The 14,010-nt window shown below is 61.2% G+C and carries 12 protein-coding genes; 4 read left to right on the top strand and 8 right to left on the bottom strand.

All coding sequences use genetic code 11. The features are described from left to right. Nucleotides 1-98 precede the first annotated feature (98 nt). Nucleotides 99-794 carry a (d)CMP kinase gene (gene cmk / locus PCO31010_RS16020; RefSeq protein WP_211279352.1) on the bottom strand — a complete coding sequence of 232 codons (696 nt, stop codon included), beginning with the start codon at nt 792-794 and terminating at the stop codon, nt 99-101. Between the two features lie 112 nt (nt 795-906). On the opposite strand from cmk, the gene PCO31010_RS16025 reads away from it, so the two are divergent. Next, entirely contained in the window at nt 907-2,232 is a 1,326-nt protein-coding gene (locus tag PCO31010_RS16025; protein WP_150665123.1) for an Nramp family divalent metal transporter, read from the top strand. Nucleotides 2,233-2,253: 21 nt separating this feature from the next. Here PCO31010_RS16025 and aroA read toward each other — a convergent pair whose 3' ends face one another. From aroA to gyrA, 6 genes are all read right to left on the bottom strand, one after another. Then, complete coding sequence (gene aroA, locus PCO31010_RS16030) at nt 2,254-3,576, bottom strand: 3-phosphoshikimate 1-carboxyvinyltransferase (RefSeq protein ID WP_150665124.1); 1,323 nt, start codon at nt 3,574-3,576, stop codon at nt 2,254-2,256. Continuing rightward, nucleotides 3,576-4,448 carry a prephenate dehydrogenase gene (locus tag PCO31010_RS16035; RefSeq protein ID WP_150665125.1) on the bottom strand — a complete coding sequence of 291 codons (873 nt, stop codon included), beginning with the start codon at nt 4,446-4,448 and terminating at the stop codon, nt 3,576-3,578. Before PCO31010_RS16035 ends, aroA begins: the two co-directional genes overlap by 1 nt. Before the next feature lie 17 nt (nt 4,449-4,465). After that, a complete protein-coding gene (gene pheA / locus PCO31010_RS16040) occupies nt 4,466-5,548 on the bottom strand; it encodes a prephenate dehydratase (RefSeq protein ID WP_150665126.1) in 1,083 nt (360 codons plus the stop codon). A 102-nt stretch (nt 5,549-5,650) separates the two neighbouring features. Then, complete coding sequence (serC, locus tag PCO31010_RS16045; protein ID WP_150665127.1) at nt 5,651-6,763, bottom strand: 3-phosphoserine/phosphohydroxythreonine transaminase; 1,113 nt, start codon at nt 6,761-6,763, stop codon at nt 5,651-5,653. Between the two features lie 291 nt (nt 6,764-7,054). After that, on the bottom strand, nt 7,055-7,642 hold the full coding sequence (locus PCO31010_RS16050; protein ID WP_150665128.1) for a DUF2059 domain-containing protein: 588 nt from the start codon (nt 7,640-7,642) through the stop codon (nt 7,055-7,057). Nucleotides 7,643-7,783: 141 nt separating this feature from the next. Next, on the bottom strand, nt 7,784-10,405 hold the full coding sequence (gene gyrA, locus PCO31010_RS16055; protein WP_150665129.1) for a DNA gyrase subunit A: 2,622 nt from the start codon (nt 10,403-10,405) through the stop codon (nt 7,784-7,786). Between the two features lie 411 nt (nt 10,406-10,816). On the opposite strand from gyrA, the gene ompA reads away from it, so the two are divergent. Next, the gene (gene ompA, locus PCO31010_RS16060) at nt 10,817-11,485 is read left to right on the top strand and encodes an outer membrane protein OmpA (RefSeq protein WP_150665130.1); all 669 of its coding nucleotides are present in this window, start codon (nt 10,817-10,819) and stop codon (nt 11,483-11,485) included. A gap of 98 nt (nt 11,486-11,583) precedes the next feature. Here the strand turns inward: ompA and PCO31010_RS16065 are convergent, their stop codons facing one another. After that, nucleotides 11,584-12,372, bottom strand: a complete 789-nt coding sequence (locus PCO31010_RS16065) for a hypothetical protein (RefSeq protein WP_150665131.1) — start codon at nt 12,370-12,372, stop codon at nt 11,584-11,586. 189 nt (nt 12,373-12,561) lie between these two features. On the opposite strand from PCO31010_RS16065, the gene PCO31010_RS16070 reads away from it, so the two are divergent. Then, nucleotides 12,562-13,032: an EVE domain-containing protein gene (locus PCO31010_RS16070; RefSeq protein WP_150665132.1), complete on the top strand. Its 471-nt coding sequence runs from the start codon at nt 12,562-12,564 to the stop codon at nt 13,030-13,032. A gap of 164 nt (nt 13,033-13,196) precedes the next feature. Further along, nucleotides 13,197-13,904, top strand: coding sequence for an SIMPL domain-containing protein (locus PCO31010_RS16075; RefSeq protein WP_150665133.1), 708 nt, complete (start codon nt 13,197-13,199; stop codon nt 13,902-13,904). Nucleotides 13,905-14,010: the final 106 nt, after the last annotated feature.

The following is a 14,010-nucleotide window of genomic DNA, read 5'->3' on the forward strand; positions in this document are numbered from 1 at the left end:
CGCTGACGTCCGTCTCCCGAGGGGGGTTGACGCTAACGTACAACGGTTGGGTTAAAGGTTAGACAAAGCCAAGCCGGATGACTGCATGAAACACCCGGTCAGGCGCCTTGCGGGTACTGCACTTGCGCGAACCATTCGAGTACCTGAGCCACCGCCTGATCGACGTTGAGCCCCGATGTGTCGAGTACCCGCGCACCCTCTGCCGGCCTTAGCGGCGCTTCCGCACGGGTACGATCCCGCGCATCACGCGCCTCAAGATCCAGCATGAGACTGTCTATGTTAGCAGAAAATCCTTTTTCTATCAATTGCTTATACCGCCTCTCGGCACGCGCCTGTGGTGTGGCGGTCAAAAAGACCTTCAGATCGGCTTCCGGGAAGATCACCGTGCCCATGTCGCGGCCGTCCGCCACAAGGCCTGGCGCGGTCTTGAAGCCCCGCTGGAGCGCCCTGAGCGCCTGGCGTACCGCCTTGTGCACCGCAATACTCGAAGCCCGGTTGCCGATCGCCTCCGCACGGATCGCGTCAGTCACGTCCTCGCCTGCCAGCCAGATCCGCTGATCGCGAAAACGCACGTCGAGCGTCTCGGCGAGCACCGCCAGCGCGCTGACGTCGTCCGGGTCGATCCCGTGGCGTGCGCTCGCCAGCGCGGTCAGCCGGTAAAGCGCCCCGCTGTCGAGGTAATGAAAGCCAAGCTCGTCGGCCACACGGTGTGCCACCGTGCCCTTGCCGGATGCCGTCGGGCCATCCACCGTAATGACCGGAATCGAGTCGTCCACCACCGTCAAATCAGGCATCCCTTCGTCTCTGTCTATTCAACACATTAAAAAATAATACTTCCCATCCAAATAATAATGATTATCATTTAGATGTAGACGCTATTTTGCGTCGCCGGAAGATGTCACTGCCATGCAAAGCCGCGATTATCCCTTAGCTGGCCCCGAATGGGTGCCGCCGCCCGATCAGCAAAACCGTACGCCGCGCCGCGCGCAGCGGTGGATGGGGTTTGCCGGGGCGGGAACGTTGATCGCCGTCGGCTATATGGATCCAGGTAACTGGGCCACGGCCATCGCCGGTGGTGCCCGCTATGGCTACACGCTGCTGAGCGTAGTGTTGCTCTCGAGCGTCATGGCATTGTTGTTGCAGTGGCTGGCCGCGCGCGTGGGTCTGGTGACCGGACGCGATCTCGCGCAACTCTCACGTAGCCAGTATAGCCGTCGCATCTCGCTAGCGTTATGGGGGCTTTGCGAGATCGCAATCATCGCCTGCGATCTTGCCGAGATCATCGGCAGCGCGGTGGCGTTGCAACTGCTGTTCGGTCTGTCGCTGCCCGTGGGCGTAGTGCTCGCCGGGGCCCTCGCGTTCGCGATGCTCGGGTTGCAAGGCTTCGGGCAGCGACGCCTCGAAGGCGCCGTCGCCGCATTGATTCTGCTCACGGCGGGTTGCTTCGCTGCGCAACTCGCGCTCGCGAATCCCGACTGGGGCGCGGCCGCTGCGGGTTTGCGTCCGCGCAGCGAGATCGTGGCGCAAGCAGGCATGCTCTGGCTCGCCACGGGCATTCTCGGCGCGACCGTCATGCCCCACAACCTCTACCTGCACTCGGCACTGCTTCGTATGCGTGGCGAAGCCATGCCCGAACGCACGCCTGCGGCCATGCACCTTGCGCTACGGACGACCCAATGGGACACCACACTCTCGCTCGGTTTCGCGTTCCTGATCAACGCAGCGCTGCTTATCCTGGCCGCAGCCGTCTTTCATGCCAGCGGGAACACGTCGGTTGAGTCCCTCGGCGATGCACACAAGTTGCTCGCGCCGCTGCTCGGCAACCAATGGGCCGGGGTGATGTTCGCGGTCGCATTGCTCGCCTGCGGTCTGAACTCGACGGTGACGGCAACACTCGCCGGTCAGGTCACGATGGAGGGCTTTCTGAACCTGCGCATGAAGCCTTGGCAACGCGCGCTCATCACGCGTGCGCTGGCTCTTGTTCCTGCCCTGTTAATCGTCGGCCACGGCGGAGAAGCGCAGACCACCAACCTGCTGATCTTCAGTCAGGTGATTCTGAGTCTGCAATTGCCCTTCGCCGTGATTCCGCTCGTACGATTTGCTGGCGACGCGAAGCTCATGGGGCAATGGCGAGTACGCGGTGTGCTACTTGCGACGGCCTGGCTGATCGCCGGTGCGATCGTTGCCCTCAATGGCGTGCTGCTCTGGCAGACCATGACCGGACAAGGGTGATGCAATTGCATCACCCTTGTTTCAGGACGCGACTCTCGCGAACTCCGCGAAGTACGTCGGGAATGTCTTGGCGACACATTTCGGATCGTTGATGGTGACCGGTACGCCCCCCAGACTCACGAGCGAGAAGCACATCGCCATCCGGTGATCGTCGTAAGTGTCGATAGCAGCGTTGGCGGTAAGCGTAGCCGGGGGCGTCACGCGCAGATAATCGGCCCCCTCTTCCACCGTCGCACCGACTTTGCGAAGCTCAATCGCCATCGCCGCCAGCCGATCCGTCTCCTTCACTCGCCAACTCGCCACATTGCGCAGCGTCGTCGTACCGTCCGCGAACAAGGCCGCGACGGCAATCGTCATGGCTGCATCGGGAATGTGATTGAAGTCCATATCCACAGCGCGCAGCTTGCCGGAGGGCGTGTCGATGCCGTGCACCTCAATGGCGTCATCGAACATCGTGACGCGCGCGCCCATGGCCGCCAGCGCGTCGACGAAACGCACATCGCCCTGCATGCTGTCGCGCCCCACACCTTCGACGCGCAACGGCCCGCCACCAATAGCACCGGCGGCGAGGAAGTACGACGCCGACGACGCATCGCCCTCAACACGCACCTCGCCCGGACTCCGGTACTTCGCACCATCGGCATCCGCCGCAGGCAGTGTGAATCGCGACCAGCCATCCTGACGCACGTCGATGCCGAATCGACGCAGCAGACGCAGCGTGATGTCGATATACGGCTTCGAAATCAATTCGCCCTCGACCTCCACAACGATCTCCCCCGTCGCGGATGGCAGCAGCGGCAACGTCAGCAACAGCGCCGTCAGGAACTGACTGGACACATCGCCGCGCACGCGAATCGGGGCGGCAGGCGCGATCACCTCAGCCGGCTTGATATGCAACGGCGGGTACCCGGCATTCCCGAGGTAATCGATCTGCGCGCCAAGCTGGCGCAACCCGTCCACCAGATCGCCAATGGGGCGCTCGTGCATCCGCGCCACCCCCAAGACCTCGTAGTCACCGTGACTCAGCGACAACGCGGCCGTCAACGGACGAATCGCCGTGCCCGCATTCCCCATGAAGAGCTTTGCGGCCTTCACAGGAAACACGCCGCCACAACCCTCGACGATGAAATCGCGCGAGTCGCCGATCTGCGTCCACTTGACGCCCAGTGCGGCCAGCGCGTCGAGCATGACTCGCGTGTCGTCAGACGCCAGCAGCTCACGCACGTGCGTCGTACCGCGCGAGAGCGCCGCGAGCAGCAGCACGCGATTCGAGATACTTTTCGAGCCGGGCAGACGAAGCGTGCCTTCGGCGTGGCCGTATGGGCCGAGATCGAGCGTTTCCATTACTTTTCCTGTTGCTTGGCCCAATCCGTTCGCGCCTGACTGGTGCGAGCGAACACGGCCTCGAGACCGGCACCGTCGCCGGCATCGATCAATTGACGCAGTGAGCCGAGCGTGGCGAGGTAACCGTCCAGTTCGGAGAGCAGCGCGTCGCGGTTGGCGACGCAGATGTCACGCCACATCTCCGGATTCGACGCCGCAATGCGCGTGAAATCCCGAAAACCACCGCCAGCGAATCCGAACTTCAGCGCAGCATCCGGTGCATCGAGAATCTGCGCGATCAACGCGTACGACAGCACGTGCGGCAAATGGCTGACCGACGCGAATACGCGATCGTGCTGCCGCTCGGTCATCTCCGAGACGCGTGCGCCGGTCGCTTCCCACATCGCCCGCACGCGTGCGACATCGTCTGCACGATTGGCCGGTTGCGGGCACAACACGACCCGACGGTCACGGTAGAGATCGACCTTCGCGGCATCGACACCGGACAGCTCCGCCCCGGCGATCGGGTGCCCCGGCACAAAACGCCAGGCTTCGTCGCCCAGCGCCTCGTGCGCAGCGGCGACGGCATCCGTCTTGGTGCTGCCAGCATCGGTCACGATCGTCTCGCCGCTCAGATGCGGACGAATGGCCGCCAGCAGCGCCGGCGTCTGCGCGACGGGTGCGGCGAGCAGCACGATGTCCGCCCCCGACAACGCGTCCGCCATCGACGTGGCAGCCCGATCGATCACACCCAGTTCGCAAGCGCGTGCGAGCGAGGCTTCGGTCCGGCCGACGCCCACGACTTCGTTCACCGCACCCGCGGCTTTGAGCGCGCGCGCAAGCGAACCGCCGATCAGTCCGACGCCGCAGATAACGAGTTTATTAAGACGCATGGTGGCCCGCCTGTCGTTCAGGCGGAACGCGGGTACGACCCGAGCACCTTGCAGTAGGCCGCATTCTGGCGAAGCGCCTCGAGCGCCTTCGCGACGTTCTCATCGTCGCGATGCCCTTCGAAGTCGACGTAGAAGTAATACTCCCACGTACCACTCTTCGCGGGACGCGATTCGAAACGCGTCATCGACACACCGTTATTCGCCAGCGGTTCGAGCAACGCCACCACTGCGCCTGCACGGTTCGGCACGGAGAGAATCAGCGACGTCTGATCGCGACCGCTCGGTGCTGGGTCCTGCGTACCGATGACGACGAAGCGCGTGCGATTATGCGGATCGTCCTGCACGTGCGAGAAAGCGATTTGCAGTCCGTACTGCGTCGCCGCCGACTCGCCGGCAATCGCCGCGATGGACGGGTCGGCTGCCGCCATGCGGGCGGCTTCGGCATTGCTCGACACGGCCTGACGCTCAAGCTGCGGAAAGTGTGCCGTGAGCCAATGCTGGCATTGCGCCAGCGACTGCGCATGCGAACAGATACGCGTCACACCGTCGAGCGTGCCGGTGCGCGACATCAGGTTGTGATGGATCGGCAACGCCACTTCACCACCGATGGTGAGCGGGCTCTGCAGCAACAGGTCCAGCGTGCGCGACACGACGCCTTCGGTCGAGTTCTCGACGGGGACGACACCGAAATCGGCACTGCCCGCTTCGACAGCGCGGAACACTTCGTCAAGCGACGGGCACGGCAGGCCCTTCACGCTTTGGCCGAAATAGGACAAGGCCGCTTGCTCACTGTAGGTTCCCGCCGGGCCGAGATAGGCCACGGTCATCACCTTCTCGAGCGCGCGGCTGGCCGACATGATTTCGCGCCAGATCGACGCGAGATTGTCCCCATAAAGCGGTCCGTCATTAGCTTGTTGCAGACGCGAAATCACCTGCAGTTCGCGCTCGGGCCGGAACACTGCCGCGCCGAAACGCTTTTTGACCTCACCCACTTCCAGGGCGACGGCCGCACGTTGGTTCAACAGCTTGAGCAGCTGCGCGTCGATGGCATCGATTTTCTCGCGCAAGGGGCGCAGCGATGCGTTCAGATCGTCTTCCATGGAGCGTATTGTCTTCTTGCTATGTGACATGGTCAGGCAACTCCCAGCGCGACGCTCCCAATCAAATTGAGGAACACGCGTCGCACTGGCAATGTGCCCTCGTCAGCCGTGGCTGCGCTCGAATTCGCGCAGGTAGTCGACCAGTGCCTCGACGCCGGCAAGCGGCATTGCGTTGTAGATCGAGGCGCGCATGCCTCCCACGGACTTGTGGCCCTTGAGTTGCAGCAGGCCGCGCTCGCGAGCGCCGGCCAGGAAAGTTTCGTTCAGTGCGTCGTCGTTCAGGAAGAACGGCACATTCATACGCGAGCGGCAATCCGGCGCGACCGACGTGCGATAGAAGCCGCTGCCGTCGAGATACCCGTACAGCAGATCGGCTTTCGCTTTGTTCGCCGCCTCCATTGCCGCCAGACCGCCCTGACGCTTGAGCCACTGGAACACCAGACCGGCGATATAGATGGCGTACGTCGGGGGCGTATTGAACATCGAATCGTTCTCGGCCACGATCTTCCAGTCGAAAGCGCTCGGCGTGAACGGCAACGCACGACCCAGCAGATCGTCACGAACGATGACGACCGTCAGCCCCGACGGACCGATATTCTTTTGTGCACCGCCGTACATCACACCAAACTTCGACACGTCCATCGGACGCGAAAGAATGTGCGAGGAAACGTCGGCAACGAGTGGCACGTCCGGCAGACCGGCAGCCGCCAGATCGGGTGTCCAGAAATACTCTACGCCGTGAATGGTCTCATTCGTGCAAATGTGCACGTACGCCGGATCCTTCGAAAGCTTCCACTCGTCGACTTTCGGCAAGCGAGTGAACTTCTCGGCCTCGGTACTCACGGCAATGTTGACGTCGCAATACTTGCGCGCTTCCTTCTCCGATTTGACGGACCACGAACCGGTCACCACGTAATCGGCCGTGCGGCGCTCATTGGCACGTGCACCACCCAGCAAATTCATCGGGATGATAGCGTTCTCGGCAAGCGCGCCGCCCTGCATGAACAGGATGCGGTAATTGTCCGGGACGGCCAGCAGCTCGCGCAGATCGGCTTGCGCCTGCGCCAGGATGCTCATGAACTCGCGACCGCGATGGCTCATCTCCATCACGCCCATACCGGCACCGTGCCAGTCGAGCATCTCCTCGGCCGCCTGGGTGAGGACCTCGGCCGGCAATGCAGCCGGGCCGGCGGAAAAATTGAAAGCGCGCGTCATATTGGATTTGCTGCAGTAAAAGTGAAACGCAAGCCGGCGGAATTCGACCCGTGCGGCTTGCGTTTCACGTCTTGACTCGTTTAGCGGCTGCGGCAAAGACTCACTATACCGCCAGTTAGGCATTAGGTGCGGGCACCCGTCTTAAATCAGACGCCGACCGACCGTCTCTCGGAATGATCCGAACTGACGCCTGCGTTGGTGGCGACATTGCCTCCTCCAACGCAAAATGGCCGTTTGCGATCTCTCGCAAACGACCATTATCCGGCAATCCCCGAGGGGACTGGCCGAAATTTACTTCTTGGCCGGACCCTTCGGTGCCGACTTGGCGGCTGCCGCGATTTCGGCGTCAGCTTGCTTGCTGGTCGCGTCGATCGATTGCGGCATGTACTTCTGCATCAGGCCGCCAACGACTTCCTGGCCAACCTGATCCTGCACCTTGATGTACTTCTGGCCGACTGCGCTCTTGTAGAAAGCGGTCAGACCCTTGATTTCGTCGGTCGTGTAGAACTTGCCGTAAGCGTTGTACTGCGCTTGCACAGCGTCGTTCTTGAAGGCGTCGGTCGTGAAGACCTTTCCCGCGCCGTCAACCAGCTTTTGCACCGAGTTTTGTTGCAGCGTCGGCACGATGGCCTGCTTCTGCGCGTCGCTCAACGTCTTGTTTTCAACCAGTTGACGCTCGAGTACCTGCGGAGCCAGTTGCTTGGCTTGCTGTGCCGCGCCGTCGCCGATGGCGCTGACGAGCTTGCTCGAGTCGATGGCTTCAAGCAGCTCCTTGATGGCTGCCTTCTTGTCCGCGTCAAGCGGAGCGCTCTGCTGAGCCATTGCCATTGCCGGTGCTGCGAGCAGCAGCCACATCCACTTCTTGACGTTGTGTTGCATAGTAATAGTCACTCCAAAGTTCGTCGGCCTTCGCTGACGATAAATAGATGCATCCTCGCCTGGGCACTTCACTGCATCGGGCCAGATTCTACTGACTTTTCGGGGCAATGCACCCCTAGATTACATCGAGTTACGCCGGTATTACTCGGTGACATCCGCTTCCGGCGTCTCATCGTCGCCTTGCGTCTCGCCATTTTCGGCAACTTCCGCGTCGGACTCAACGATGCGTTGCAGACCCGAGAGCGTCGTACCTTCGTCCAGGCTGATCAGCGTCACCCCTTGCGTAGCGCGACCCATTTCGCGAATCTCGGAGACGCGCGTGCGGATCAGCACCCCACCGGTCGTGATCAGCATGATCTCGTCATCCGGATCGACCAGCGTCGCCGCAACCACACGGCCGTTGCGCTCGCTCGTCTGGATCGCAATCATACCCTTAGTGCCACGGCCGTGGCGGGTATATTCCGTGATCGACGTGCGCTTGCCGTAGCCGTTCAAAGTTGCCGTCAGCACCGACTGCTGCTCGTTCTCCGCGACCAGCAGCGCAATCACGGTCTGACCGTCTTCGAGCTGCATTCCACGAACGCCCCGCGCCTCGCGTCCCATCGGACGCACGTCGTTCTCGTCGAAGCGCACAGCCTTGCCTGCGTCGGAGAACAGCATGACGTCGTGGGCGCCGTCGGTAATCGCCGCGCCGATCAGTACGTCGCCGTCGTCGAGATTCACCGCGATGATGCCCTTCTTGAGCGGACGGCTGAAGGCCGCAAGCGGCGTCTTCTTGACCGTACCCAAGCTCGTTGCCATGAACACGAAGCGATCTTCCGTGTACTCCTTGACCGGCAGCACCACGTTGATCTTCTCGCCATCCTGCAACGGGAACATATTGACGATCGGACGGCCACGCGAGTTCCGCGAACCCTGCGGCACTTCATAAACCTTGATCCAGTAGACGCGGCCACGGTTCGAGAAGCACAGGATCGTGTCGTGCGTATTCGCAATGAACAGCGTGTCGATCCAGTCGTCGTCCTTCGTGGCTGCCGCCTGCTTGCCGCGACCGCCACGCTTCTGCGCACGGTACTCGGACAGCGGCATCGACTTGATGTAACCCGAATGCGACAACGTCACGACCATGTCCTGCGGCGTGATGAGGTCTTCGGTATCGAGTTCGGTCGCGTTGTGTTCGATGGTCGAGCGGCGGGCGTCGCCAAATTCGGCGCGCACGGCCGTCAGCTCTTCGCTGATGATGGCCGTCACACGCGGCGGGCTGGCCAGAATGTCGAGCAGGTCGGCGATTTGCGCCATCACTTCCTTGTACTCGGAAACGATCTTGTCCTGTTCCAGACCGGTCAGGCGTTGCAGACGCATCTGCAGAATTTCCTGCGCCTGCGTTTCCGACAAACGGTACAGCCCATCCGGCTGCACGCCCACGGCAACGTCGAGCCCTTCCGGACGGTAGGCCGCCAGGCCACCCTGCGTTTCGGTCTCGGCGCGCGCCAGCATTTCGCGCACGACCGACGAATCCCACGACTTCTCCATCAACGCCGCCTTCGCGATCGGCGGCGTCGGCGCTGCCTTGATGATCGCGATGAAGTCATCGATGTTAGCGAGTGCTACCGCCAGACCTTCGAGCACGTGGCCGCGCTCACGGGCACGACGCAGCTCATAGACGGTACGGCGAGTAATCACTTCGCGGCGGTGCGCCAGGAAGTGCACCAGCATTTCGCGCAGATTCAGCAGCTTGGGCTGGCCGTCGACCAGCGCCACCATGTTCATGCCGAACGTGTCTTGCAACTGCGTGTGCTTATACAGGTTGTTCAGGACAACCTCGGGCACTTCGCCGCGCTTGAGTTCGATCACGACACGCATACCGCTCTTGTCCGACTCGTCGCGAATGTCGGAAATACCTTCCAGACGCTTTTCGTTGACGAGTTCGGCAATCCGCTCAAGCAGTGAGCGCTTGTTCACCTGATACGGCAGTTCGTCGACGATGATCGCTACGCGCTGGCCGCGATCGATGTCTTCGAAGTGCGTCTTCGCGCGCATCACCACCCGGCCACGGCCGGTGCGATAACCTTCGCGCACGCCGGAGATGCCATAGATGATGCCGGCAGTCGGGAAGTCCGGCGCCGGAATGATCTCGATCAGTTCGTCGACGGTCGCTTCCGGATTCTTCAATACATATAGGCAACCCTCGACGACTTCGTTGAGGTTGTGCGGCGGGATGTTGGTGGCCATACCCACGGCGATGCCCGACGAACCGTTGAGCAGCAGGTTCGGGATGCGCGCGGGCAGGATCAGCGGTTCCTTTTCGCTGCCGTCGTAGTTCGGTCCGAAGTCGACGGTTTCCTTGTCGATGTCGGCAAGCAGTTCGTGGCCGATCTTGGCCATACGAACTTCGGTGTATCGCATGGCGGCGGCGTTGTCGCCGTCAACCGAACCGAAGTTGCCCTGGCCGTCGACCAGCATGTAGCGCAGCGAGAACGGCTGCGCCATGCGAACGATGGTGTCGTATACAGAGGCGTCGCCGTGCGGGTGGTACTTACCGATGACGTCACCGACAATACGCGCGGACTTCTTGTAAGCCCGGTTCCAGTCGTTGTTCAGTTCGTGCATGGCGAACAACGCGCGGCGGTGAACTGGCTTCAGGCCGTCACGCACATCCGGCAAAGCGCGGCCGACGATCACGCTCATGGCGTAATCGAGGTACGACCGCCGCATTTCTTCTTCGAGCGAAATCGGGAGAGTTTCTTTGGCGAACTGATCCATTATCCGTGTCTATCAAGCCCTAATCGCGATAGGCGGCTGCCGGCGATATGATCTTGCGATTCTAACATGCCCGTCATAGGCATCCGAAACGAGCGTGATGCGATGCACAAGAGACGTCTGGCACGCCAAAACGTCAAACAAGGGAAAGAAATGAAACGGTTGGCGAGGGGCCTCAAAAGGTGTTGCGCTCAAACCACAACTGCGCCACGACGGGCGGCAAAGCTGGGGTTTTTATCGCGAGCGTCCGAATCGCTATGGCAAAATGCCGTGGCATAAGTTAGACATTATTCGAAGTGCATGGGCCATGCTTTCGCGCATTTGCCGATGTTATACTTCGAGCGATGTAAGACTTTGGTTCTGTCGTCTAGGCTCGCAGTAAACCTGCGGTAATCTCATTTCGAGAGGAGAAATATGAATAAATTCGCTAAGCTCGCGATCGTTGCAGCTACCGCAGTGATGGCTGCTTCGGCTATGGCCCAAAACTACGTCGAGAAGGCTCCGGGCCCGATCGCGGCCTCGAAGCAAGCCGTCAACGACAACTGGGTGAACGGCAGCGGCGAGTGGGTTTGGAAGAACGGCTCGGACGAACTGTGCTGGCGCGATGCGTACTGGACCCCGGCTACGGCTAACGCCAAGTGCGACGGTTCGATCATCGCTCAAGTCGCAGCTCCGGCACCGGCCCCGGTCGCTCCGGTCGCTCCGGTTTCGCAAAAGGTCACGTACCAGGCTGACGCACTGTTCGACTTCGACAAGGCTATCCTGAAGCCGGCCGGCAAGCAGAAGCTGGACGACCTGGCTAGCAAGGTTCAGGCTCTGAACCTGGAAGTCGTGGTTGCTACGGGCTACACGGACCGCATCGGTTCGGACAAGTACAACGACCGTCTGTCGCTGCGCCGCGCTCAAGCTGTGAAGGCTTACCTGGTCAGCAAGGGCGTCGAAGCCAACCGCGTGTACACGGAAGGCAAGGGCAAGCGTAACCCGGTTACGACCGATTGCAAGGGCCCGGTTAACGCCAAGCTCAAGGCTTGCCTCGCACCGGATCGTCGCGTGGAAGTCGAAGTCGTCGGCACGAGCAAGTAATACGCTCTACCGGCAACGAAAAAACCCCGCCTCGGCGGGGTTTTTTTTCGTCCCTGGAAAACGATCGGACAGCCGGATCGAACGATGCGCCAGCGACCTCAGGCCTCACTGCCCAACTGCGGGTATTGGCGCCTGACCATGAACGCCATCAGCGCCTTGACCGGACGGTCGCGCCACCACGATCCGGTCTCCAGCGGCTTGAACATCATGCGCGTGGCAGCCTCCACCGGCATGTACTGCTTCATGACGTCGCCCGACATCTCCAGGAAGGCATCCCACGTCATCGTCTCGAACGGCGGCGGCGTGCGCCAGAAGCGGTTGAGCGGTTCGAACGCAAACGCGATGTCTTCGTCTCGCACGAGTTCGCTGCGCGCCACCATCGTGCGCAACCGACTGATAACCCCGTGCTGCTCCACCGCGTTGTACCGGTCGAAGGTCTTGCGGAAATAGCGGTAGTGGCCGACTTCTTCGCTGCTCAGCTTATGCATCATCTGCTTGAGTTCGTCGACCGGCATATACGATTCGAGGCAGCGGTAGATCATGGCCGTCTGCGTCTCTGTGACGCACCGCGACAGGGCCTCGAGCGCCAGCGACGGGCGCATGTACTGCACGTCGCAGCGTGGCTTGTAGCGTGCCAGAAACGCCTCATAAGCCCGGGACCAATCGAACTCCGGCCACACACGGGCGATATAGTCTTTGGCAAGTCGCCCGTGCTCGACTTCCTCGGGCAGCCAGGTATCTTGAAGCCATGTGCGCATCTCGTCGTCGTCGCCATACATCTGGTTGAGCGTGGAGACAAACTCGGGGACACTGGTCTCGATGAACGACACCGTGGCGAGGGAATAGAAGATGAACGCGTTGCTACGAACAGACGGCTCTGCTGCCATGACTCACGCTCCTATCGGCATAGGCGGTTGAACATGTACATGAAACGTCACGCAAAGGTCACAAAAGCATAGTATAGGAATTGGCCCAATATCGCAGTGCGGCAAACATTCGATAACAGATACATCGTCTTCGCACGCGATGTCCTCACAATGCCCACCGTACCGCACCACACCCAACACCGACACCTCATGGCCCAACGCTACTGGTTGATGAAGTCCGAACCCGAAGAGGCGAGCATCGACGATCTCGCCAACGCCCGGCAGCAGACCCTTCCATGGACCGGCGTTCGCAACTATCAGGCGCGCAACTTCATGCGCGACGACATGCAAGTGGGCGACGGCGTACTCTTCTACCATTCGAGCTGCGCAGTACCGGGCATTGCCGGGCTCGCCACAGTCGCCTCGAAAGCGTATCCCGATCCCACACAATTCGACCCAAAGAGTCCTTACTTCGATCCCAAATCACAGCCCGACACACCGCGCTGGCTGCTTGTCGACGTCAAGCTCGATCGCAAGACACGGCTCGTGCCGTTGACGGAAATGCGTGAGACGCCCGAACTCGACGGCATGCTCGTACTCGCACGCGGTAACCGCCTGTCCATCACCCCCGTGTCACCGGAACATTGGAAATTTATTAGCAAGCACTTACTTAGAGCTTAATTTGGGAAAAGTATCCAAAAAGCGGAACCAAAATTGTTGCGATAGCGTCTGTATAACGTTGCCGCCATGTGCATAGTGTGTACCCACTCGCTGGCATAGTGGCTTCAACCGGTCAAACGTTCGCCGCCAAGATGCGAACTCACACTCGAAAAAGGACAACAACTATGCGCAAGTCTCTCGCTGCTGCTCTTCTGATTGCGACTGCCGCCAACGCCGCGTATGCCCAGTCGGGCGACGAATCGACGCGTCAGGTTTCCGGCGTGCTGGGTCTCGAAGCGAACGCCACGAAGGAAGTCGAACAGGACACCGTGCACATCACCATGTCGGCGCAGGAGCAAGGTCCCGACGCGGCCACCGTGTCGCGCAACCTCACGCAGAAGGCGAACAAGGCGATGTCCGTCGCCAAGAGCCAGAGCGCTGTCGACGTGCACACCGGCAACGTCTCGCTGTATCCGACGACCAACCGCGACGGCAAGATTACGGCCTGGCGCGGTCGCACCGAACTGCAAATGACGTCGAAGGATTTCGGTGCGGCGTCGCGTCTCGCGAGCCAGATCTCGGACCAGATGCAGATGGACGGCGTGTCGTTCTCGCTCTCGCGTGAAGCGCAGGAGAAGACGCAGGCCGAGCTGACCAATCAGGCAATTCAGGCGTTCCGCAATCAGGCACAGAACAACGTGAAGGCGTTCGGTTACAGCGGCTACACGATCCGTCAGGTGCAGGTCGGCTCGAACGCGCCGATGATGCCGCGCCCGTACGCGATGAAGGCGATGGCCATGAGCGCCAGCGCCGACGCGGCGCCGCCGATGCAGCTCGAAGGCGGCAAGACGCAAGTGACCGTCACGGTTTCGGGTACGGTGCAGATGAAGTAAGCGGTGCGCCGCTAACCTGCGGACAGCACCAAAAAGCAATGCCGCCTCCGGTACTCCGGGGCGGCATTTTTTACGTCGGTGGCAAACGTCGTGGCGTGTCACATTG

It is taken from the genome of Pandoraea commovens, assembly GCF_902459615.1.
Taxonomy (GTDB): domain Bacteria; phylum Pseudomonadota; class Gammaproteobacteria; order Burkholderiales; family Burkholderiaceae; genus Pandoraea; species Pandoraea commovens.